At 48.6% G+C, this 21,630-nt stretch carries 14 protein-coding genes; 8 read left to right on the top strand and 6 right to left on the bottom strand.

Translation table 11 applies throughout. The features are described 5' to 3' along the window. Positions 1–3: 3 nt before the first annotated feature. On the bottom strand, positions 4–1,464 hold the full coding sequence (locus AC50YG_RS26835; RefSeq protein WP_494831372.1) for an MFS transporter: 1,461 nt from the start codon (positions 1,462–1,464) through the stop codon (positions 4–6). Between the two features lie 128 nt (positions 1,465–1,592). Further along, on the bottom strand, positions 1,593–1,937 hold the full coding sequence (locus tag AC50YG_RS26840) for a ribosomal protein L7/L12 (protein WP_494831374.1): 345 nt from the start codon (positions 1,935–1,937) through the stop codon (positions 1,593–1,595). A 318-nt stretch (positions 1,938–2,255) separates the two neighbouring features. On the opposite strand from AC50YG_RS26840, the gene AC50YG_RS26845 reads away from it, so the two are divergent. From AC50YG_RS26845 to AC50YG_RS26870, 6 genes are all read left to right on the top strand, one after another. Next, entirely contained in the window at positions 2,256–5,690 is a 3,435-nt protein-coding gene (locus tag AC50YG_RS26845; RefSeq protein ID WP_494831376.1) for an S-layer homology domain-containing protein, read from the top strand. 318 nt (positions 5,691–6,008) lie between these two features. Beyond that, positions 6,009–7,673, top strand: a complete 1,665-nt coding sequence (locus tag AC50YG_RS26850; protein WP_494831378.1) for an AAA family ATPase — start codon at positions 6,009–6,011, stop codon at positions 7,671–7,673. Between the two features lie 27 nt (positions 7,674–7,700). Further along, the gene (locus tag AC50YG_RS26855) at positions 7,701–7,916 is read left to right on the top strand and encodes a DUF2997 domain-containing protein (RefSeq protein ID WP_494831380.1); all 216 of its coding nucleotides are present in this window, start codon (positions 7,701–7,703) and stop codon (positions 7,914–7,916) included. 21 nt (positions 7,917–7,937) lie between these two features. Further along, positions 7,938–8,684 carry a hypothetical protein gene (locus AC50YG_RS26860; RefSeq protein WP_494831382.1) on the top strand — a complete coding sequence of 249 codons (747 nt, stop codon included), beginning with the start codon at positions 7,938–7,940 and terminating at the stop codon, positions 8,682–8,684. 5 nt (positions 8,685–8,689) lie between these two features. Next, on the top strand, positions 8,690–9,694 hold the full coding sequence (locus tag AC50YG_RS26865) for a helix-hairpin-helix domain-containing protein (RefSeq protein WP_494831384.1): 1,005 nt from the start codon (positions 8,690–8,692) through the stop codon (positions 9,692–9,694). A gap of 79 nt (positions 9,695–9,773) precedes the next feature. Next, complete coding sequence (locus tag AC50YG_RS26870; RefSeq protein WP_494831386.1) at positions 9,774–10,364, top strand: 4Fe-4S single cluster domain-containing protein; 591 nt, start codon at positions 9,774–9,776, stop codon at positions 10,362–10,364. A gap of 391 nt (positions 10,365–10,755) precedes the next feature. On the opposite strand, the gene AC50YG_RS26875 is transcribed toward AC50YG_RS26870, so the two are convergent. The 3 genes from AC50YG_RS26875 to AC50YG_RS26885 are packed head-to-tail and all read right to left on the bottom strand — an operon-like array spanning position 10,756 to position 15,767. Next, on the bottom strand, positions 10,756–11,097 hold the full coding sequence (locus AC50YG_RS26875) for an alpha/beta fold hydrolase (protein WP_494831388.1): 342 nt from the start codon (positions 11,095–11,097) through the stop codon (positions 10,756–10,758). 3 nt (positions 11,098–11,100) lie between these two features. Beyond that, positions 11,101–11,223 carry a hypothetical protein gene (locus tag AC50YG_RS26880; RefSeq protein ID WP_494831390.1) on the bottom strand — a complete coding sequence of 41 codons (123 nt, stop codon included), beginning with the start codon at positions 11,221–11,223 and terminating at the stop codon, positions 11,101–11,103. A 53-nt stretch (positions 11,224–11,276) separates the two neighbouring features. Continuing rightward, positions 11,277–15,767, bottom strand: coding sequence for a helix-turn-helix transcriptional regulator (locus AC50YG_RS26885; RefSeq protein ID WP_494831392.1), 4,491 nt, complete (start codon positions 15,765–15,767; stop codon positions 11,277–11,279). A 201-nt stretch (positions 15,768–15,968) separates the two neighbouring features. Here AC50YG_RS26885 and AC50YG_RS26890 point away from each other — a divergent pair, with 201 nt between their 5' ends. Next, positions 15,969–19,271: an invasin domain 3-containing protein gene (locus AC50YG_RS26890; RefSeq protein WP_494831394.1), complete on the top strand. Its 3,303-nt coding sequence runs from the start codon at positions 15,969–15,971 to the stop codon at positions 19,269–19,271. A gap of 163 nt (positions 19,272–19,434) precedes the next feature. On the opposite strand, the gene AC50YG_RS26895 is transcribed toward AC50YG_RS26890, so the two are convergent. Continuing rightward, the gene (locus AC50YG_RS26895) at positions 19,435–20,154 is read right to left on the bottom strand and encodes a response regulator transcription factor (protein WP_494831396.1); all 720 of its coding nucleotides are present in this window, start codon (positions 20,152–20,154) and stop codon (positions 19,435–19,437) included. Between the two features lie 283 nt (positions 20,155–20,437). On the opposite strand from AC50YG_RS26895, the gene AC50YG_RS26900 reads away from it, so the two are divergent. Next, positions 20,438–21,628, top strand: coding sequence for an ABC transporter substrate-binding protein (locus tag AC50YG_RS26900; protein ID WP_494831398.1), 1,191 nt, complete (start codon positions 20,438–20,440; stop codon positions 21,626–21,628). Positions 21,629–21,630 lie beyond the last annotated feature (2 nt).

Here is a 21,630-nt window from a genome sequence, read left to right on the forward strand (position 1 = left end):
CCGCTAGTAGCTCAACGCACGATCTTTTTTGCCACTCAACGAAACAAAAGCTGCAAAAAGCAGCAGGACGGCTCCTGTGAACATAAATCCTTGAAGGGTGCCAAAGGGCAGCCAGCCCAGCAAGGAAGATCCGACCACGACTCCTAAGGAGAAGCAGGCGTAGAAGTAGCCGTACGCTTTGCCGCGCAGCTCAGCTGGCGTGGCTCTAATAAGCATTGTGTTTATCGATGGAAACAGGAAGGCGAAGCCTACTCCGTATAGGCCGAGCACGCTATAAAGCGTTAGTGTCGTCGTTGATTGGCTAATGAGCAGCTGGCTTATTCCCATTAAACCAATGCCTAGCGCCATCGTGATGGACGGGGCAACGCGGTCAAAAATACGGTTGGTCGGAAGCACAAAGATAAGTACCGCAATGATGCCGAATGTGCTCATTAATGTGCCGCTTAATCTTGAATCATAGCCTAAGGACTGCACATGCAAAGGCAGCAAGTAAGCGATGACGCCTTGGGAGAACATGAGGAAAAAGGCGCCGCCATACGCTTTGATCACTCCAGCATTCCAAACCGAGCCTGATAACGGAACCGGAGCCTCGCCCTTCTCTTTCTTCGGAATTTTGTATTTGCTAAGAAAAATGGCCGACAAAATCGCAAGAGCAAAGCCAAGTACAGCTACGCATGTAAAAACGAAGGGCACGGACGTTTTGCTAGCCATGATGCCGCTAAAAGCAGGGCCGATAATAGCAGCTAGCCCAACAAAGGTACCGGTAAAGGCGACCTTTTTGCCTTGTTGATCATTGATCGTCGTATTGGCCGAGAAGGTGAAGGCAGCAGGGACGATTAATCCGGCGACAAAGCCGTGAATAATTCGAACGATGATCAGGAATAAGGGTTCTTCTACAAAATGATAAAGCAGCAGCGCACAGCTGGATAACACGAGCCCGGCCATTAATAGCTTGAAGGGCCCAATCCGATCCGTCATAATGCCCGATAAAATGTTGCCGAGCGTATTGGATAACGAATATAGCCCAATGACGAAGCCTACAATAAACGAGCTGGCGCCGACGGAGGCCGCAAATGTGCTCATGACCGGAAGCTGGGAAAATAAATCGAAGAAGGAAAAAAACACAATGCTGTATACGAGCACGGCGTAGTTAAACGTCCGTAAGCTGTAATTAGCCTGGACCTTCTTCAGTTTCCAGTCGAGCACAAAGTTGCCGAATGGCACAAAAGCGGCGATGACGGCTGCGGCAGACCATAGCAGGCTCCACTTCACCCGAATGGCGGCATAAAGGATAGCTGCTGCATATAAACAGAAAATCCCCCCGTGAATGCTTCCCACTATCGTGACGGCTTTATCGAACCCCCAAATATATTTCAAGGGCATGGCGATGCCTAGCAATACTAATAAAGAAATACCATCTAACAAACCTGTCATACGTAAAAAATAGATTGGATGTGACCGCACTTGTCATACTCCTCATTTATATATTGAACGGAATACTCTATTCTACCACTTTAGGAGGGCAGTAAAATAGGATAGTCACTAAAGATTCAAAATTGGAAAAGAGGAGATGAAGCTGGAAATGAAGCGGATCAATATTGCCTCCGCTCCAAATCATCGACATAATCTTTGGCTTCCTTGAGGCCAACATTGTGTACTTCCCGGTATTCCTTAATGGCCTGAATTCTTTTTCCTGCGGAAATCAGCATAAGCAAGCGTTCATCTATATTTGCAGCGGGACTAACAGGGGACATAAACGGAGATGATGGGGGCTTTGTCAGGTTTGGCCGCGGTAAATCTGCGATTCCCTCTCGGCTGTTCGACCATTGAAGCTCCGATTTGATTTCATTAAGCTGCCTCTGCAGGCTGAATACTTTCAGCAGAAGCAAGAGTGACAGGATCAAGGCGCTGACAGCGATTATTTCCACAGTTTCCACTTGAAATCCCTCCTTCTCATATGATTATTCATTATAGCACAACATCTGAATGCTCTTTTTAGCAGCAGGATATGACGCAAGGACAGCGACATGACTGGGAGGAGCGCTTCAGTCAAATCCCCGTTTCTATTGAGGGGGAAGTGGATATTCAGGAGTTTGGCACGAGAGGAACGAAGCGGAGAAAATATAAATACCCCTCTCACTTTATGGTAGAATTGTCGATAATAATATAGCTTAGTATAATGGTACATAAAGAGCGTCAGAATCTATCATTATTTTGAGTGATAAGCTATAGCGATATAATCGAGGGGGATTTTTGTGAAAAGATGGCTTGCTGCACTGATGGTTGTTATCTTATTTGTACATCCGATGCTGCTGCCACCAAAAGCATCGGCAGCTGGCACGATGTTCACATCCGTTGCTTCACAACTGAGCACGACGATGGCACTGGATGCAAACGGCCAAATTTGGGCGTGGGGCAGCAACATTTCTGGTCAATTTGGAGACGGGACAAACGTTTCCACGCGTACTCCCAAAAAGATTACGGTCATGGATAATGGAGCACCTGTGACGTTCAAGGAAGTGAAGCCAGGCTTCAATTCCGCACTTGCCTTGGACACGAGCGGTCAGATATGGTCGGCAGGAGATAATGGAAATGGTCAATTGGGACTTGGCGCTGGGACTGCGAGTACGATGGTCTGGACAAAGGTTGAAGTGATGGACGGCGGTACGGCTGTCACCTTTAAGAAAATCGCCTCCCTGCGCTTTACTTCGCTTGCTTTGGACAGCGATGGAACGCTTTGGATATGGGGCTTTAGAACGTCGACGCCTGATCCTTATGTCCCTACTAAAAAGGAATTGACGGACGGCAACGGAGACCCTGTCGTATTTGAAACGCTGGAGGGAAATGAGGAGAACGGAATCGCAATCGATTCGACGCAGCATATTTGGGAGATTTTCCATGTCCAGTACATGCCCGCGCGATTATCGGTGATGGATGGCGCGGTGGAAGCCGAATTTCAATCCATCGCAGCTGGAGCAGGCTATGGTACGGGTACGTTTCTGATGCTAGCCATCGACAGCATTGGCAGCGTATGGACCTGGGGAGGAAACGATCAAGGGCAGCTTGGTGATGGACAAATCTCCGGCGATAGATGGTTCCCAGAGAAAAATCCGGTGCTAGACAACGGGACCCCGGTCAAGTTCGCACAAGTTTCAGGAGGCAACAAGCATGTTTTGGCACTCGATGAAAACGGTGATATGTGGACATGGGGAATGAATGATTTTGGGCAGCTTGGAGACGGTACAACACTCAATTCCGCTCCCCATAAAGTAACCGTGTCGGATAATGGAACGTCTATTCAATTTGTCTCTCTAACTGCTGGCTTTGAAGTGTCATATGGGCTTGACCAAGACGGCCGCCTATGGTCATGGGGAAAACAAAATATGCTCGGTGATGGGGGAAATGGCAACGGGGCGCAAGCAACGCCTGAGAAAATATTTTTGCAGCCTACGGTAACGCTGCAAACGTCGGTAGCATCGTCTACCTATCTCCAGCCCATTACTTTGACCGCTTCCCTTACCGGTGATCTCGACATTCCGACAGGGAACGTTGAGTTCAGGGACGGGGGCTTGCTGCTCGGCTCCTCTTCACTTGCTGCGAACGGAACGGCAACCTTAACGGTTTCGTCACTGCAGCCGAGAACTCATAATTTCACTGTACATTATGCAGGTGATGACTATTATTTAGCGAGAACAACGAGCAACCAGACCTTTCAGGTGACGATGCCGGATGCGCCGGTTATTTCTATAATCCCATCAACGACCGCACAAACGAATGATCCGGTAACGCTGAACGTGACCACTTCTACCTACGGCATTGGCAATTCGCTGTACAGCTTGAAATGGCTGCCGGGCGATCATAATGCTTCCGCATTTGCGGGTGCTGGAACCGACATATTGGCTTCCGGAAGCTTTGATGTAGCTATCAATGGCAGCTATACGGTGTATGCCAAGGATTTAGCGGGCAATGAAACGGTGAAAAAAATAGAAGTAGTGAACATTGTTCCACTACCAAATGACAGCCTCATCAGCCCAGTGGCTGCCAGCTTCGATAAATATACGGGAGCGGCGGCGAATGCTGATGTATCAACAGGGCTGACGCTGAACGGCAACACGCTTAGCAGCGTTGCTAACGGCGCAGCGGCGCTCGCTCAAGGAACGGATTATACCGTAACAGGCAGCACTGTAACGATTTTGAAATCATACATGATGACGCAGCCTGTTGGTACAACGAGCCTGACGTTTGCGTTCAGTGGAGGAGCAGATCAGACGCTGACGATAGCGGTAGGTGATTCTACGCCAAGCCCGACACCGACACCGACACCGAGTGCAACACCAAGCCCTACTCCAACAGCAACACCGATTTCGTCACCAAATCCAGCTTCGACTTCTTCTAATGTACAGCCTAACTATCAAATTATAACGGATTCGTCAGGCAGAGTTGTGGTCATCGTTGATCCTACATTACTGGTAACCGAGAAGAAACCGGATGGAACGAATGTTCAAAAGCTAATGGTCCCGGAAAGTATTTTGAATCAGGCTGCTGGCCAGTTAAAGGACACAGCAAGCCCGATTATTATAATTAGAATCGACAATAAGGAAAGCGCCGTTCAGGTGCAGCTTCCGGCTTCATCGCTTGCGGCTATTGGGAAGTCTTTCCCGAATGCTGTAATCGAGGTCGAATTAAAAGGCTCCAGCATGCAGCTTACGGCTAGCGTACTTGATTTGGAGAAGCTGGCGAAGCGGCTTGGCGTTTCCGTATCCGAATTAAAAATCAATTCGACGATGGAGCAAGTCAGCGATACAGTGCGCAATGAGCTATTGCGTGTTGGAAATGACAAAGGGTTCAGTCTGCTAGGGAGCGTCGTTGATTTCAAAGTAACGGCTGAGGCGAACGGGCAAACTATTGATATTGGCGATTTTGGTGGGACGTATATGGTTCAAGCCATTGTGATTGATCAGGCAGTTTCGGGAGATTTGGTTTTTGCCGTGCATTATGATCCTGCGACTAAACAGGTTTCATACATTCCAACCCAAATGGGCGCAAGAAACGATGGCAGCAAGCAGGCCGTCATGAGAACCCCTCATCATAGCATCTATGCTGTAATCAGGAAGGATAATCCTTCTTTTGCCGATATGCAAGAACACTGGGCGAAAGTGGAGGTTGAGCAGCTTGCAGCGAGATTCATTATAAATGGCATATCCGATGAGCGTTTTGCACCGAATGACAGCATTACGCGAGCTGAATTTGCTTCCTTGCTTGTGCGTTCAATGGGGATATCTTTAGAGCATGACTCCGCGTATCAAGGTTTTACGGATATAGCCTCGACTGCATGGTATGCTTCTACTGTAGAAGCAGCAGTAAGAGCGGGGCTCGTTCAGGGACTAACCTCGGAGCGCTTTGGGCCCAACGAGCAGATCAGCCGGGAACAGATGGCGGTTATGCTTGCCAGAGCGTTGACGATTGTCTCCAAAGATGGAACTGAGCCAGTAGATAGCGGGGCGCAGCCTGCATTTACCGATCAGGATCAGATATCTCCATGGGCCGAGGCCGCAGTTGCCGAGACAGCTAAAGCTGGAATTATTACCGGAATGGCAGGCCAAACATTCGCGCCTAAAGACTTTGCAACTAGAGCGCAGGCGGCAGTGATGCTGAATCGTTTTTTGCAAGCAGTAGGATTTATTGGCTAGGACGATTCTAAAACGTTTCAGAATAACGACTAGGCAAAGGCACCTGTAACTTACAGGTGTTTTTTGTTGTTTTTTGACTTTTCATAGCTGCCTGGAAAGCGAAATAACGAACTGAAACACCAAATAGGGCAGGAAACAAGCCGAATTATGTCGAACTTTTTAAAATATAAGCATGTATAAGTTTTCCACTCATACTCCGCTTATATTTAACCGCTAAACGTTAGCTTTACCGCCAGAGAACGGCTTTCGGCCGTTTACGCTTGTGTAGAAGGTTTTGTTAAACAAGTATCCTAGTTTCATAGAGGGGCCAATAAACATATGGGAGAAACATCATTATTGGAGTTTAAAAGGCATTTGTCGAATTTGATGCGGGCACGATTTCCGTTTATATACATACCGACATGGGAAGAGGAACGGGCGCTTTCTGTCATAGATTCTGCGGTGAAAAATGAAGCTTTAATTAAAACGGTTCGTAAAGTATTTATATGGAGCATGACCGATGGCCTGGCTGAGGAGGGGCAACGTGGCAGGGAGGAATCCAAATCCCCACTCCGGTGTTTGGAAATGATCGAGGCCTCCGAGGAGCCAGCTGTTTTTGTACTTAAAGATTTTCATGTCTTTCTTGGAGGCGGGGGTAAGCCGGCAGATCATCAGATCATCCGAAAAATTCGCGATCTCATTCCGGCATTGAAGAGAAGTATAAATCCGAAAAATGTCATTATCCTTAGCCCAACACTCACCCTGCCTTCGGATCTGCAAAAGGAAATAACGATTGTTGATTTTGAATTGCCGACCTTTGTGGAAATGAAAAGCATGCTAATTGAAATGGTCGAGGCTAATCAGGCTAGCGGACGCATCGTAATCGATTTAACGCCGGAGGACGTAGAACGGCTGGCAAAGGCGGCGCTCGGTTTAACACTGCATGAGGCGGAAAATGCTTTTGCTCTGGCCATGGTTGAGGATGGCAAGCTCGATAAGCATGATGTGGAAATTATTTTGGAAGAGAAACGCCAAATTATTAAAAAGTCCGAGATATTGGAATTTATCAAATCGGATTTGAAAATCGAGGACGTTGGCGGGCTGGAAAATTTAAAGCGCTGGCTGCTGAAGCGCAATAAATCCTGGCTGGATTCGGCCGCAGAATATGGACTGCCCGCACCGAAGGGCGTGCTGATTACAGGCGTGCCTGGCTGTGGAAAAAGCTTGATTGCCAAAGCAATCAGCGCCATGTGGAAGCTGCCGCTGCTGCGTCTGGATGTAGGTCAAATATTTAGTGGAATTGTTGGCAGCAGTGAGGAAAACATGCGCAAAGCGATCAAAACGGTCGAGGCGATTTCTCCGTCTATTCTATGGATTGATGAAATTGAAAAGGGTTTTAGCGGCATGACTGGAAGCGGCGACAGCGGGACATCGAATCGAGTATTTGGCACCTTTCTAACCTGGATGCAGGAGAAAACAAAGCCGGTGTTCGTCATTGCCACCGCTAACAACATTCAAGCACTGCCCGCAGAAATGCTGCGTAAGGGCCGTTTTGATGAAATTTTTTTCGTGGATATTCCAACTTATAAAGAGCGGAAAGATATTTTTAGGCTGCATATCGTGAAGAGACTTAAATCTCCTAAATCGGTGGGCGACTTTCAGCTAACGGATGAGCTTCTTGACCATTTGGCGAGCATGACCGAGGGGTATGTCGGTGCGGAAGTGGAGCAGATCGTCATTAGCGCCATGTTTGAGGCTTTTTCAGAGGATCGAAGCATTCAGTTTGAAGATTTCAGGAAATCGATTCAAACGATGGTGCCGTTATCGATTACGCAAGCAGAACAAATTCAAGGCATACGCGAATGGGCGAACGTCCGCGCTGTTGCTGCAACACCGCAGGAGGATCGGGAGGAATACAGGCTGGAGCTGGACAAGCCGGAAGCGCCTGCACCGAAGGAAGAGGATGTAAAGCTGAAGCGTGGCGGCAGAGCGATCGATTTTTAAGATTAATATGAGAAGGAGGCTGGCCGAATGTCATCCAAACAAATTCGCGTTCGCATTTACCCCGACGGTAAAATCGAGGCAGACGTATTGGGAATCAAGGGAAAGGGATGCACCGACTACATTAGCATTCTTGAACAGCTGCTCGATGCAGAAACGGTAGATTCCGAATATACAGCCGAATATTATGAGTCCGAGCAGACGGTCACTGAGCAAAAGCAAAACCATTCGACAGAGCAAATTTAAAAGAAATAAGGGGGCATACAGATGTCAGTCTCTCTCGCGCTTATCCCTGTTGCATTAACACTGCGGGTTGTCATGGGAAAGAAAAACTTTGAAAATTTTGCGAACTCGATGCAGGTGAAGGAGCCGACGAACTTTCAAAATGAATTGGAAATTGTGCGGACTGTACGAAAAGCAGGCTATGATGCGGAGAAATGGATGGGTGTCATTAAAACCCATATCATCGGGGACAAGCAATTTATAACCTGGGAGCATGTGGATGGAAAATGGACTGCCATATTTTCAAAATTGGATTTAAGAGAATTGATTGAATCGTTTATGTACAGCATCAACGAAGCCGCTGGACGTAACGTGTTTGATTCCACTGACTCTGGTTATTCTGTGAGCCCCATCGAGCAACTGCCTTCAGTAACACAGCCGTCCTCCTATCCAACGAATTTCCGTGACGGTGAGCTATTGTTCCGTACCCTTAAAGAATTTGGAGTGAATCCGCTTCGTCAAGACGACGCTATTATTTGCAAGGTGGAGCAATCCGTACTAACCTTTCGCCAGTTCGATGATCATCCATTTCAAGTAGAGATTCAAAACGCTCCAGACTTGCAAAAGATATATGAATATTTATCAGATGTGGATGAGGATTACAAGCGCTGCTTGCAGGATATGGTATATCAAAAGCTCATGCAGCGTGCAGCGGAGAAAAAGATGTCTGTTGAAAGTGAACAGGTGCTGGAGGACAACTCGATTGTGATTACACTGAATGTTGAGAGGTGACCAGCTTGAGAGATATAGACATTAATCATCTAATCGATATTTGTGCAGGGTATTCAGGGGCAAGCTATTATGTAGCGGAAATGATTCCTGAGAAAAAATTAAAGAATGCACGTACGCATATTCCAATTCCGGCTAATGAGTATGTGATCGCACTTATGGATACGTCTCTTTTTGGAAGCGGTAAAAGAGGTATGGCTATCGGTCTTAATGGCGTTTACTGGAGAAATGATTGGACCGTCAAATCCCATCGATCAAGCCTAGGCTGGACGGAGTTTCTTCATGCCAATATAAAAAAGATCAGTAAGTATGAAATGGAATTTGGCAGGGGAGATATTTTTAGTGTGTTGGGAGGGGCAATCAAACTTGAGGATTTATTTCAACTGCTGCAGCGTTTGCAAGCCTACATTGGAAGAGAAGCCGATCCTTTTTTGGTGACAGGAAGTGAAGTCAGTTCCTCGCTACTCTCTGATCCAGGTGAGGTGTGGATGGTAGCCGCCGCTGGGCAGCAGTACGGACCATATAGTGCTCTCGAACTGAAAAATACAATAGAAGAAAAGCAGCTGCAGCTATCAGAAACGTTCGTATGGAAGCAAGGGATGGCGCAATGGGTACCCCTATTGAAGCATAAGGAGTTAATGGTCTTATTTGTGCCCGTTATGCTTGCTTCGCTGTCCGTAACCATACCTCAAGCTCCAGCTCTGGATGTAGACAAAGTAGTAGAACAGGCGCTGGATACAAGTTCATTGTTAAATAGTAAAGAGTCCTCGGAACGTATTGATGTCAATAGGGCATCGATGGAGCAACTGCTAGATCTTCCAGCCATTGGCGTTGTAGGTGCGAAACGTATTATGCATGAACGAGAGCGGAATGGCGGCTTTGAAAACGTAGAGCAATTAGGCCAGCTGCTCGATTTAAAACCGCATCATGTTGAACGTATACGTCCAATGACCCTATTTCGCCCTTTGCAGCAACGCACAAGCACAAGTACGGGAAGGATTGTGGATTATTAAAGGGAGGAGCAAGTGAAATGGTAGAGCTTGATTGGATGCATAAGAAGCCTGTCGCCGTTAGCCGCTTGGAGCAGCGCTAATGGTGCTGCGCGTGCATCGTTTTCTTCCCTCGACAGCCGTTGAGGGACCCGGTATTCGTGCCTGCCTTCAAGTGCAAGGCTGCCCGATTCATTGCCCTGGCTGCGCTGTACCGTTCACATGGCGGGAAGACGGCGGCATGACGATGGAGGTTGAACAGCTGGCGGCACAAATTTTAAATGGACCCCAAGTAGAGGGAATTACTTTCCTGGGCGGAGAGCCGTTCGAGCAGGCGGGCGAATTAGCGCGGCTTGCCCGTATTTTGCGGGCTTCCGGCTTGTCGGTGATGACGTTTACTGGCTATTTATTGGAAAATTTACGGAGTGCAGGCAGGGCGGATTGGCTGGAGCTGCTTGCCGTTACCGACTTGCTCATTGACGGGCCTTTCATGCGGGAGCGTCTCGATACGAGCAGGCCGTGGGTTGGCTCGGCCAATCAACGCTATCATTTTCTCACCGATCGCTACATCGACCTCAAAGAAAAATTAACAGACATTCCAAACCGTCTGGAAGTACGCATTACACCGGATGGCAGAGTGATGATCAACGGCTTGGCCGAGCTGAAGGATTTAAGGGCTTTATTGGATCTGTGAGCTATAGTGTACAAACTCGCAACGCTTGGTTTTCCGAGCGTTTTTTTGTATTCACAAGTACAATGGAGCGAAGCATCACTTATTTGGAAACCTAATTTAATGAAAAAATAACGCGGGAGCAGTTGACCACAATATCGTTGATCCTGACGGTATTCCTGCAACTTGGCATCATCACGAGAAGCCCTGCTCCATGTGAAAGAGACTCCACTGGAACATGGCTTTTTCTGCATGAATCCATTCAAATTCATTTATACGCTCATCTTCAAAATTTCTTCAACAATTATCGCTGGATCGGTGAACATGACGAGATGGCCAGACCCAGGAGCCTCGACAAATCTGCCGCGCGGCATGGAAGCTGCGGTGTCGCGATGGGCGGCTATAATAGCCGTCCTTATTTTTTGTTCCGATCGTATCGGCTTTGTTCAGATTTGTCAAAGTACATCGCACAATTTTCGTCGGATTGGTCGACCAATACAACTCCGCGTATGCGTGACGGATTTGCCGCCGCTGCGACGCGAACGATCGGGCCGCCCCAGCTGTGGCCCACGAGAATGAAGGGACCGAGACCGAGCGCATCAAGCAAAACGCCGAGATCATCAGCGATTCTGCGAAGCGTACGTGGAGCGGTATCAGCATCGCTGCGTCCGGTGCCCGAACGGTCGTAAACGACGGCGCGGGCATGCTCGGCAACGATGGGGTGGACTAGACCCCAGCAAGACCGGGAAAATCCCATTCCTTATTCGAATACGACGGTCAGCTTGCCGCTTCCTTTGACCATATAATGAAGCCTGCATCCATCGCCAGTGGTGACATATGCACTTGATCCAAATGAATGGGAGGGTTGAGCGTTAACGTTCATATAGACCTCCATTTATTGAAGTTGTATTGTTTTTATCCTTTACAATAGGAGCTTTACCCGAGCAGCTTAAGCTCCTTCGCTTGAGCGACTGCTTTTGTACGCCGATTAACCTTGAGCTTGGCAAAAATATTTTTCACATGCACCTTTACCGTGCTTAGCGCGATAATGAGGTGGTCAGCAATCTCTTTATTGGATAAGCCTGCGGCAAGCAGGGCAAGCACCTCCAGCTCTCGCTCCGTAAGCGGCTCCGCGATCATGCTGGGTAGCGGCTGCATATCATCTGCTCCCTTGCTGATCTGAGGCCCGTCTTGCTCCGGCAAGCTTTGCAGAACACACATTAATAAACCGTATGATGCCATAGCGAGCAGTACCGGTATGCGATCAGATGTGAACACGCCGCTTGCCAGTTTATTTTCAAGATAAAGCACGCCGAGCATATTGCCGTGAACAGCGACGGGGATGCATATAACCGACTGGGGCCGATGTCTTGCCATATAAGGGTTATGGATAAGCCAGCTTTCTTCTGCGCCAGCATAATGAACCGTCTCTTGTGTACGCAGCACATAGCGGAGAATGCCCTCTGGCAGCAGGGAGCTGTCATTCAGCTCGAAAGGAGACGGGACCGTAGGCTCCTCCAAGGCAGCATAAACCTGAACATAAAGGACATCATGGCTGCCCGTAAGCAAGGCTCCCTTGCTTGCACCAGCGTGCTTCAATAGCGTTTTCATGATTTCCGCAAGCACCGCGTCCATATCGAGCGGGTTCGCGATTGCTTGTGTGGTTTGCAATATAGCGGCGAGATCGAGGCTCTCCGTTGATAGCGACTCGCTGCTGGGGGAGCTGATTGGAGCAGCCGACTGTTCTTTTTTGCTCCCGTTCGTCTCTGCAGATACAGGCTGGCTATATAAGGACATTCGTGCAGAGGCTGTATCTCCTTGTTGCCACTCTTGCCGCTGCAAGCCCAGCAACTGTTTCTCCAATTGCTCTGATTTTACGTATACTTCCCACTGCATATACCCGTCGAATGCGGTCTGCATATAAAATAAAGCTGTCTTGTTCATGGATCGAGCCAGGTAGTAGTTCGCTGCGAGCTCGGCTGCAAGGCTTGTTGCCTGAATATCGCCCAGCTCTCTGGCTTGGCGCAGCGCCTTGTCATAAAGCTCCTCCGCTTCGCTTCGCTTATTGCAGGCGCGAGCATATTCAGCGTGAAGAATGTTGGATCTGGCCTGATAAAAATCCGGGCTCCATACGGCCCATTTTCGGAAACGCCCAAGATTGCGCAGCAGGCTTTTTCTCATAGCCGGATGTTTGCGCAGCTCGGGATAGGCCGCCATGATGGCTAGCGATTCATAAAACAGGCATTCTGGCAAATGGGGCAAATGGGTGGCGTAGGCTTCATGCCTCTTCGCTTGGCGTGCCCACCCAATCGCATCCTGATAGCGCCCGAGAAGGCAGCACAGCTGCGTTTTATAGGCGCTGAATTGAAATAAGGTTGTGGCTGCGGTTTCCTCTTGTCGAATTTGCTTTAAGAAATGCTCCTCATCAAAGCCAAATCCACTGAAGGAGTCCGGTGCAGCCGTCCTGCCTTGAAGAGCGAGAAAAAACTGCTGATAAAGGAAAAAATTTTGCCGCACAAATTCGTCCTTCGTCGTATCAAGCACAACCATATAGTCGGCTATTCTCCGGTTTAAATCGCTTAGCGGCGCTCTAGCGTATAAGGCGTTTATATGGGCTCCGATTGCATAGCTGGCAAACACATAATCGCCAGAGTCCATCCCCAGACGCATCGCTTTGGATACATAGGCGTCGCCTTCCCCAGCCTTGCCGGCAAATTGGCACAATACTCCGCCGTAGATCGTATAGGTTTTGCTTTTAACCGAAGAAATATTGTATTGCTCGGAAAGCACCACTCCTACCTTACCAATAGCATAACCCTTGTTGAATTTACCCATCGAATTGCCCAAAGCCATGCCGTAAGCCGAATAGGCAGCGGCAGAAACCGGCGTGTTTCCATATTTAAGCGACAGCTGAATCGCCCGACACATGAGCAGAAAATAGACCTTTTTATTCGTAAAAAAGGTGGAGGGCGCCATCGCTAAAATTAAATTCATCGCTGCAATACGGTCGGAATCGGTCATTTCCTTCAACTGAGCAAGCTTGTCATAGCGATTGCGCAGCAGCACTTCAATCCGCAAGCCTTCAATCATAAGCATGAGGCTTCCAGGATCAGGATCAATAATAATATGATGCTCTCTCAAGCTTTGCAGTCCGAGAGCAGTAGCTTCCAAATATTTGCCCTGATTGACATATTGCATAATTCGGATCATAAATACTCTGCTTCGTTCAGCAGGGCTGCGTGCATAGCTGAGCAGCAGCTCTATGTCTCTGCCGGATATCTCGTAATTGCCGCACATATATTCACATTCCGCTTTTTGGGCGTGGAGGTCAAAGCAAAGCTCAAAAGACGTCGTCCAATCGTCTGCATTCAGCTGCTCGACTCCATTGTGGAAATAGCCCAAGGCTACATCATAGGCGGAAGAGGCTTTGGCCCTTGTTCCTGCCTCCAGATTCAGCTTCACAAGCTGAAGCCGTTCCACTGGATCTGCGACTAGCTTTGCGCCCCTATTCAAGTGATTGACCGCATCAAACGCATGCTCCCCGGCTCCGGCTTCCGATTCAGCCTCGTGCTGCCCGTTCAAAAAACGGCCGATTTGGACATGCAGGGTCTGCTTCGCTGAATCGTCCAATTGGTTGTAAATCAGCTTCTGTATGCTGTCGTGGGCAAAACGGTATTGATGCTTTTGTGATGCGGGAATAAGGATTCCTTCAGCTTCAATAGCGGACCATTCAGCGGACATTCCCTCGATATTCTGATGCGCAACCTGGGCAATAACATGCGGCGAAAAGGTGCTTCCTACACAGGAAGCGATCTGGAGCAGCTTCTGCGCGGTGGATGACAGTCGGCTCAATCTATACGTCATTAAATCATGAATAGCAAAGCTGGGCTCCCGCTCAATCATTTGCTCCCAATCCCACTGCCAGCTGCGTTTTTCATAGTTATACCTTAAGCTGCCGTCATCCTGCATGCGGAGCAAAATTTGCTTGAAATGAAATGGATTGCCGCCAGATTTATGATAAAGCAGCTCCGTTAAAGACGATGTTGTCTCAGCCGGGCTGTTCAGCGCCTCCATGACAAACCGCTGAATCGGCTCAATATCGAGCGGCGACAGATGAAGATGGCGAACGACTGCTTGCTCAGCGACACTCCCATCCGGCTCATACCCGGGCAGCTTGCTAGGGTCGGTTTCCAGATGGCGATATGCGCATACAAAAAGCAGGTACTGGCATTCTGGATCGCAGACCAGAGCATGAATAAGCTGCAGCGACGATAAATTTGCCCATTGCAAATCATCGATAAACAGCACGATGGGCTGTTCTTTTGAAGCCAACGCCTGCACAAATTTGCGGAAAACGTAAATGAATCGTTTATGCGATTCATGGGTGGGCAGCTCCTCTGTTATAGGCATATCACCCAGCAGCAGGGCAGCCTCAGGGATAATGGCGGTTATGACGCCAATGCCTGCGCCGAGCGCCTCCCGCAGCCTAAGCTTCCATTGCTCCGATTTGTCCTTGTGCTCCCCAAGTAAATGGCGAATCAGTCCACGAAACGCCTGAATAATCGGATGATAAGGGCTTTCATTCGCAAGCTGCTCAAACTTCCCCGTTATGTAGAAAAAATCTCGTGCCTGCAGCTGCTTGCGAAACACTTCATCAATGAGGCTGGTTTTGCCAATACCGGCTTCCCCCGAAATATAGACTAATTCCGTTGAGCCGAAGCAGGCGGAATAGAAGGCCTGAGTGAGCATCGAAAGCTCATACTCCCTGCCGTGAAAGCCTGGCTCCAATATAAAAGCTGGCTGGGAATGTCCAACCTTTTCCAAATCAGCCAGCAGAAGGGCAGCATTAGGATAGCGTTTGTCCGGATTTTTTTCAAGCAGCTTCATAATGATTGCTTCCAGCCCATCAGGCAATGCCTGATGCTGATCCATTATCGGCGGAGGGCTCTGCACTAGATGCATGTACACCCATTCAAGAGGGTTGTCAGCCACGAAGGGTAGGCGCTTTGCCAGCATTTCGTAGAAAATAATGCCCAGTGAATAAAGATCGCTTCGCTCGTCGATAGCCCGTAGCATGCGCCCAGTGTTTTCCGGTGAGCAGTAGGGCAGAGACGGCTCGGAGACTAGATGTCCGGCCGGGCGAATATAGCGGTAATCGGTACGCTGTACGGCAAATCCGCAGTCATTAGCGGCAGCACTATTTTTATCTGGAAAAATAGTGATTCGCTCCGGCCGCAAATCGAGATGAATGATGTGCTGCTGATGGAGCTCACCTATGTTTGCCACAATCGTTTTCGCCCACGGAAGAAAAGTCTCAGGCGGCATCGCCTCCCATTCGCCCATATATTGTCTAAGGGACATGGCGGAGGCAGATAGACTAGGCTCCAATTGCCCGGTTTGATTATCGAAAGGCTTCATTCCTGTCATTACCTAACACCTCTGGGCTCAATTTGCTCGTTCATTCCTTCTATTATAATAAATGATCCCCCTTTTACGTGTGATTTCAGTGAAAATACTCCTTTAGAGGTATAGGGTTATATCGGTTTTTACACTAATTTGGTAGTTACATAGCATGTGCAGAAAGGCTTGGGTTAAAGCTAGACTGAATTTATCTATTGGGGGATTAAGATGAAAGCATGGAAATGGAATAAACGATGGATTGCTTTATTTCTTGCAGTTGCCGTTTTGCTGGAGCTGCCATCTGTACGTTTAGCGAAGGCGGCGGGAACTGCTGTATTGGATCAGGAGAGTGCGGATATTTACGGAAACATATGGGTTAGCGCTGGAAGCCCACGCTTTCAGACCTTTACCCCATCCGTAACGGGATATCTTGATGCCATTCAATTAAATATTTTTGATTTTCTTGGTTTTCCTGGCGCTCTTCGAATTAGCGTTTATAAGGAAGACGACCTGTCGACGCCGCTTGGATCTGCGCAATCAGCGACGCTTGGGGCAGGCTGGAACGTAGTTGATTTTTCCGGGACATCGCTTTATTTGACAAAGGAAACGATGTATCGAATGGTTGCTACAACGGAAAATGGGGGTGGCGCGGGTTTTGCATGGTATAACAGCCCCTCCGATTTTTACACAAGAGGTTATTCAAATGTTGGCGCTCGTGATTTTTCATTCAGAACGTATATGGTTGCAGATTATTCCTTCTCTTCAGCTTTGAGCAGCGTTTCAAGCGGTCAGGCCAGTCTCATTGCCGATGGTGTAAGCCAGACAACCGTGAGTGTGCTGCTGAGAGATGCGCAAGGAACGGTAATGGCGTCGGGAGGAGAGTCGGTTGTGATTTCGGCGACCAAGGGATCGGTAAGCACTGTAACGGATAACGGTGACGGAAGCTATGCGGCGATGCTTACTTCGTCAACTGCAGCGGGCACCGCTATAGTTAGCGCCAGCGTTGGCGGGCAGGCAATAGCAGCAACAGCAAGTGTATCCTTTACTCCAGGACCTCCGTCCGTATTAACGAGCAGAATTCAAGCATCAGATGGGTCCCTAACCGCTGACGGAGCAAGCCAGACAACGATTCGTGTCAGGCTGAGCGATGCACGGGAGAACAGTTTGAGAACCGGAGGGGACACGGTAGCAATTGCTGCGACGCTAGGAACGGTTAGTACAGTAACGGATAACGGTGACGGCACGTATACAGCAACGCTGACTGCTCCCACTACGTTGGGCCAAGCGATCGTGAGCGCAACCGTTGGCGGCCAGACCATACAGATGACCGAAGAAATCGAGTTCATCGCTGGGGAGGCAAGCCCCTCCAAATCCACCGTCACCACGAGCGGGACCGTTGTTCGAGCAGACGGCAGCAGCAGCGCCCTGATTTCCGTGAAGCTGATGGATGACTATAACCATCCGATTGAAGGACAAACGTTGCGGCTTCAAGCAAGTGGCGGGCACTCCCAGATTGCCCAGCCATCTGCCGTGACCGATGCAGATGGAATCGCTGCCTTTGCGGTGAGCAATACGACAGCGGAGGACGTCACTTATTATGTCAAGGAGGAGACAAGCGGAGCTATGCTGGACCAAACCGTAAATGTGTCCTTCGTCTATAATCAGTCTCCGACTATTGCCCTGCAAGCAGACCCTGCTGCAGCAACTTTTGGAGCAGTGACCGTTCATGCAGCAGCAACTGCTATAGGGGAATTCAACCACATTTCTTTGATAAAATGGGCGGAAGGAAGCCGTGCTGTCTCCTATTTTGACACAGCTGGCGTGGAAATAACGGACCAGTTTGCCGTACAGGCAAACGGAATATATTCCGTCTACGCTCTGGATGCCGCAGGCAATGCATCTGTTGCTGCGATTCATATTCAAAATATCGTCCCTATAAGCAGTAATGCGGATTTGTCGGAATGGGAACTAGCGGCAGCTGGAGGCACGGTGGGCTTCGATTTTGCTCCGGCGATTATGGACTATACCGTTCAAGTAGGTCAGACGACAGCTGCTCTGAAAATGACATTAACTACGTCGGATGCTTATTCCAAGGTTTACGTAAACGGTACACAGGTGACGAGCGGCGCGGCGACCGATGAATATTCGCTTGCTACGGGAAACAATACGTTTGAGGTTCGGATTGAGGCACAGGATGGCACGATTAAAAAGTATGGGCTAAACGTTATTCGTGCAGCCGCCGCTAGTTCCAATTCAGGCGGCTCCTCGAGCACGACTGCTCCTGCATCATCGGACACTTCGATTGTGATTCGAATTAATGATAAAGAGATAACTGGCGTGGCCTCGCTCCAGATGGATGCGAACGGTGCAAAGCATATCAATGCCCAATTAGATGCTGCTACCATCAGCAAGGCGACGGCTTCTTTATCCTCTGCATCAGAGCAGACCATTTCTATTTTTATCGAAAAAGAGGCGGACCAAGTCATCTTGCAGCTTACGGCTGATGCAGTGTTCATGCTTGCCCAAAAGGCTTCAATTGTTACATTAAAGACGAAGTATGGACAGTATCGTTTGCCTATGGCCGAGCTGACAAGCAAGGAATCCGGCTGGAGCACTGCAATGGACCTTCGCATTAGGATAGGAATTGAAAAAAGTAAAACGCTAGCCAGCTTACAGCATGAGGCAGAAAAAGGCGGTTTTCAGCTCGTGGGCAGTCCCCTCCACTTTAAAGTAGAACAGATCACCCCGAGCGGGCTAAAAGAGCTTGTCATCTTCAATCGTTACGTGGAAAGGGTCATTTATTTGCCAAAGAACGATTCTGAAAAAGCGTCAACAGCAATGGTGTGGGATGAGACGTTTGGCGCACGCCCAGCGCCGACGGTGTTTATGGAGCTGGATGGACGACAGGCCGCCATCATTCAAGGTTTTGCAAACAGCACCTATGCACTTGCATTCAAAAAATCTGATTTATCGGACATTCAAGGACATTGGGCTGCTGCAGAAATTTCCAGCATGAATAGCAGAATGATTGTAAATGGTCAGGATGAAAGCCAGTTTAATCCGGAAGCTGTCATTACCCGTGCTGAAATAGCCGCATTGCTTGCAAGAGCATTAGGCTTGCCGAACGTAGGAAATCATACCGACTTCCACGACGTAAACGAGTCGAGCTGGTATAGTGGAGCGGTAGCTTCTGTAAAGGCCAATGGTATTATGGATGGGTTTAAAGACGGAACGTTTAGGCCTAATGGGCAGGTATCGAGGCAAGAAGCTATTGTCATAATCGTACGTGCGCTGAGACTTGCAAATGCGGCTTCGCTTGCAATTAATAACTATACAACAGTGGATTTATCCGAATACGCTGATGTTAATCAAATGGGGGAGTGGGCGCGTGAAGCGATACAGACCGCTATAAAGGAAGGTTTGGTAAAGGGCTATGGCAATAAGCTGCAACCGCAAAAATCATTGACACGCGCTGAGACGACCGTGCTGATTTATCGAATGCTGCTTCATGCAGAGCTAATCAACGAATAATTTTCAGTGAAAAAACGTGAAAAGAAACTGCCATGCAAGGCATGTTTCTTTTCACGTTTTATATTTGCCACATGTCCTGTATACAAAATTGGAGCCTATTCATTTGCTCAGCAAAAAGAATAACGGAAACGCTTATTGCAGACACCTTCGTTGTAGGCGAATTTTACTCAGTGGCTTCGGCAGGCTTGTCATTAAATTTATAGCCGACGCCGCGAATCGTGCGGATATAATGCGGCTTTGCCGGATTCTTCTCCAGTTTTTTTCGTAAATTATAAATATGTACCATGACCGTATGGGTATCTCCCATATGGACATCATCCCAGAGCAGCGAAAAAAGCTGCTCGTTTTTGTATACCCGGTTTGGATTTTTAGCGAGATGAAACAGCAGCTTGAATTCCTTGGCTGATAGGGAAACGGGTTTGTTGTCCACAAGCACAAGGTGGGTGGCGGGATCAATAAGCAATTGATCAAATTTTAACGTTTTATCGGTTACCTCTTCGTGTTTATGCAGCAAATTGCTTCTTCGGATATGCGCCTTCACTCTGGCAATCAGCTCAATCGGACTAAACGGCTTCGAAATGAAGTCATCCCCTCCAAGGCCAAGCCCCAACACTTTATCAATATCCTCGTCCTTGCAGCTGACGAACAAAATCGGCACATTGCTCGTTTTGCGAATTTCGCTGCAAATTTGAAAACCGTCCATGCCCGGCAGCAGCACATCCAGCAGCACCAGATCAGGAGCATGCTCCTGCGCCGCTTTAAGTGCATCGACGCCATTGTAGGCCGACAGCGTATGAAACCCTTCCCTTTTTAGAGACATGGTCAGCAGTTCATTGATTTCTTGGTCATCATCCACAATCAAAATCGTATTTTTAGAAGACATAGGATAGCCATTCTCCTCTTGTATAGCTTGCTGTAAGAGAGCGAGTAGATTTCCCTTGTCTAGCAGCGGAATACCGTGCCGAAAGTCTCAAAAACGCTCTGTCTTAAGTATCGCATGTTCGCCAAAATAAGTCGATTGGATAAATCAGATTTTAAATGAAATTGAGGTTATCTTGACTTTGAATTGATGGTTTAACATTTTGGGCTATTTTATAATGTAGGGGCAGTAGGACTTGATAGGTATAAAGGTTTAGTAAGGTTTAGTTCTGAAGGGAGATAGCCTAGTGAATGTTATTGGGGGAATACGCCGGAAGGGGCTGCTGTGGAAAATCGCAATGCTCGGAATCGCGCTGACGATAAGCGGATGCGCTTCGGCCTCGGGGCCCGAGCAGGCTCGGGAACGGGCGCTTAGCAGCTCATCTGGCGAGGTGGTCATTGGAGCGGTATGGCCATTTGAGCAGCAGAACGATCAATTCCATGAAGGTCTTCAATTGGCGCTTGAGCAAATCAATCTGAAAGGCGTCCTGGGCGGAAAGAAAATCCAGCTGATGGAAATGGATGATGAAGCCTCTATAACAAAAGGCATGGCGATTGCACAGCAATTTGCCGATAATCCTGCTGTCAGTGCAGTCATCGGCCATCGTGGTTCTTCCGTTACGGTACCGGCATCACGCATTTATGCGCATGCGGGCATTGTGCTGCTTACGCCGGCATCGACATCGCCGAAGCTGACTGATGTGAACAGCTCTTATATTTTCCGCAATATTCCTAATGATAATCAGCTTGGACAGGCGCTTGCCATGTATGCAGGAGGAACGAAGCACCGGAATATAGCGATTTATTATACGGATGACGAGTACGGAAGAGGACTGGCGAATGCGTTTGAAGATCAGGCATCCCAGTCGGGACTTCGCGTCATTGATCGTCTATCAGGCTATAAGGATACGGCTGATATTATGCGTATTGTCGATAAATGGAAAACGCTAGATAGCGATCTTATCATGGTAGCCACGAGGGCAAGCGAAGGAATCGCCTTCGTAAAAGCCATTCGCGCCGCTGGCATGACGATTCCCGTTATTGGCGGAGATGCTCTGGATTCAGCGGAATTTGCCCAAGCGGGCGAAGCGGTAGAAGGAACGATAGTCGCTTCGGTTTACCATGAGCTTGGAGCTTCCGAGGTTAATCAAAGCTTCCGGCAGCGGTATATCGACAAATATGGGAAGGAGCCGGGCAAATGGGCTGCGCAGGCTTACGATTCGCTGAGGCTGCTCGCTGACGGCATCGAGAAAGCAGGCTCCCGCAGCCCGCAAGCAATAGCTTCCGCATTGTCCGAGCTGAAGAACTGGGAAGGGGTTACGGGCCAGCATTCTTTCGATGCTCAGGGCGACGTCCAGGGAATGAGCATTGTTATGAAAAAGCTGGAGGCAGGAACCTTCAAGCGTCTGGATGAAGTGCTTATTCCGAATCCGTTGTAAGG

The sequence above is a fragment of the Paenibacillus sp. J31R34 genome, from assembly GCF_059383715.1.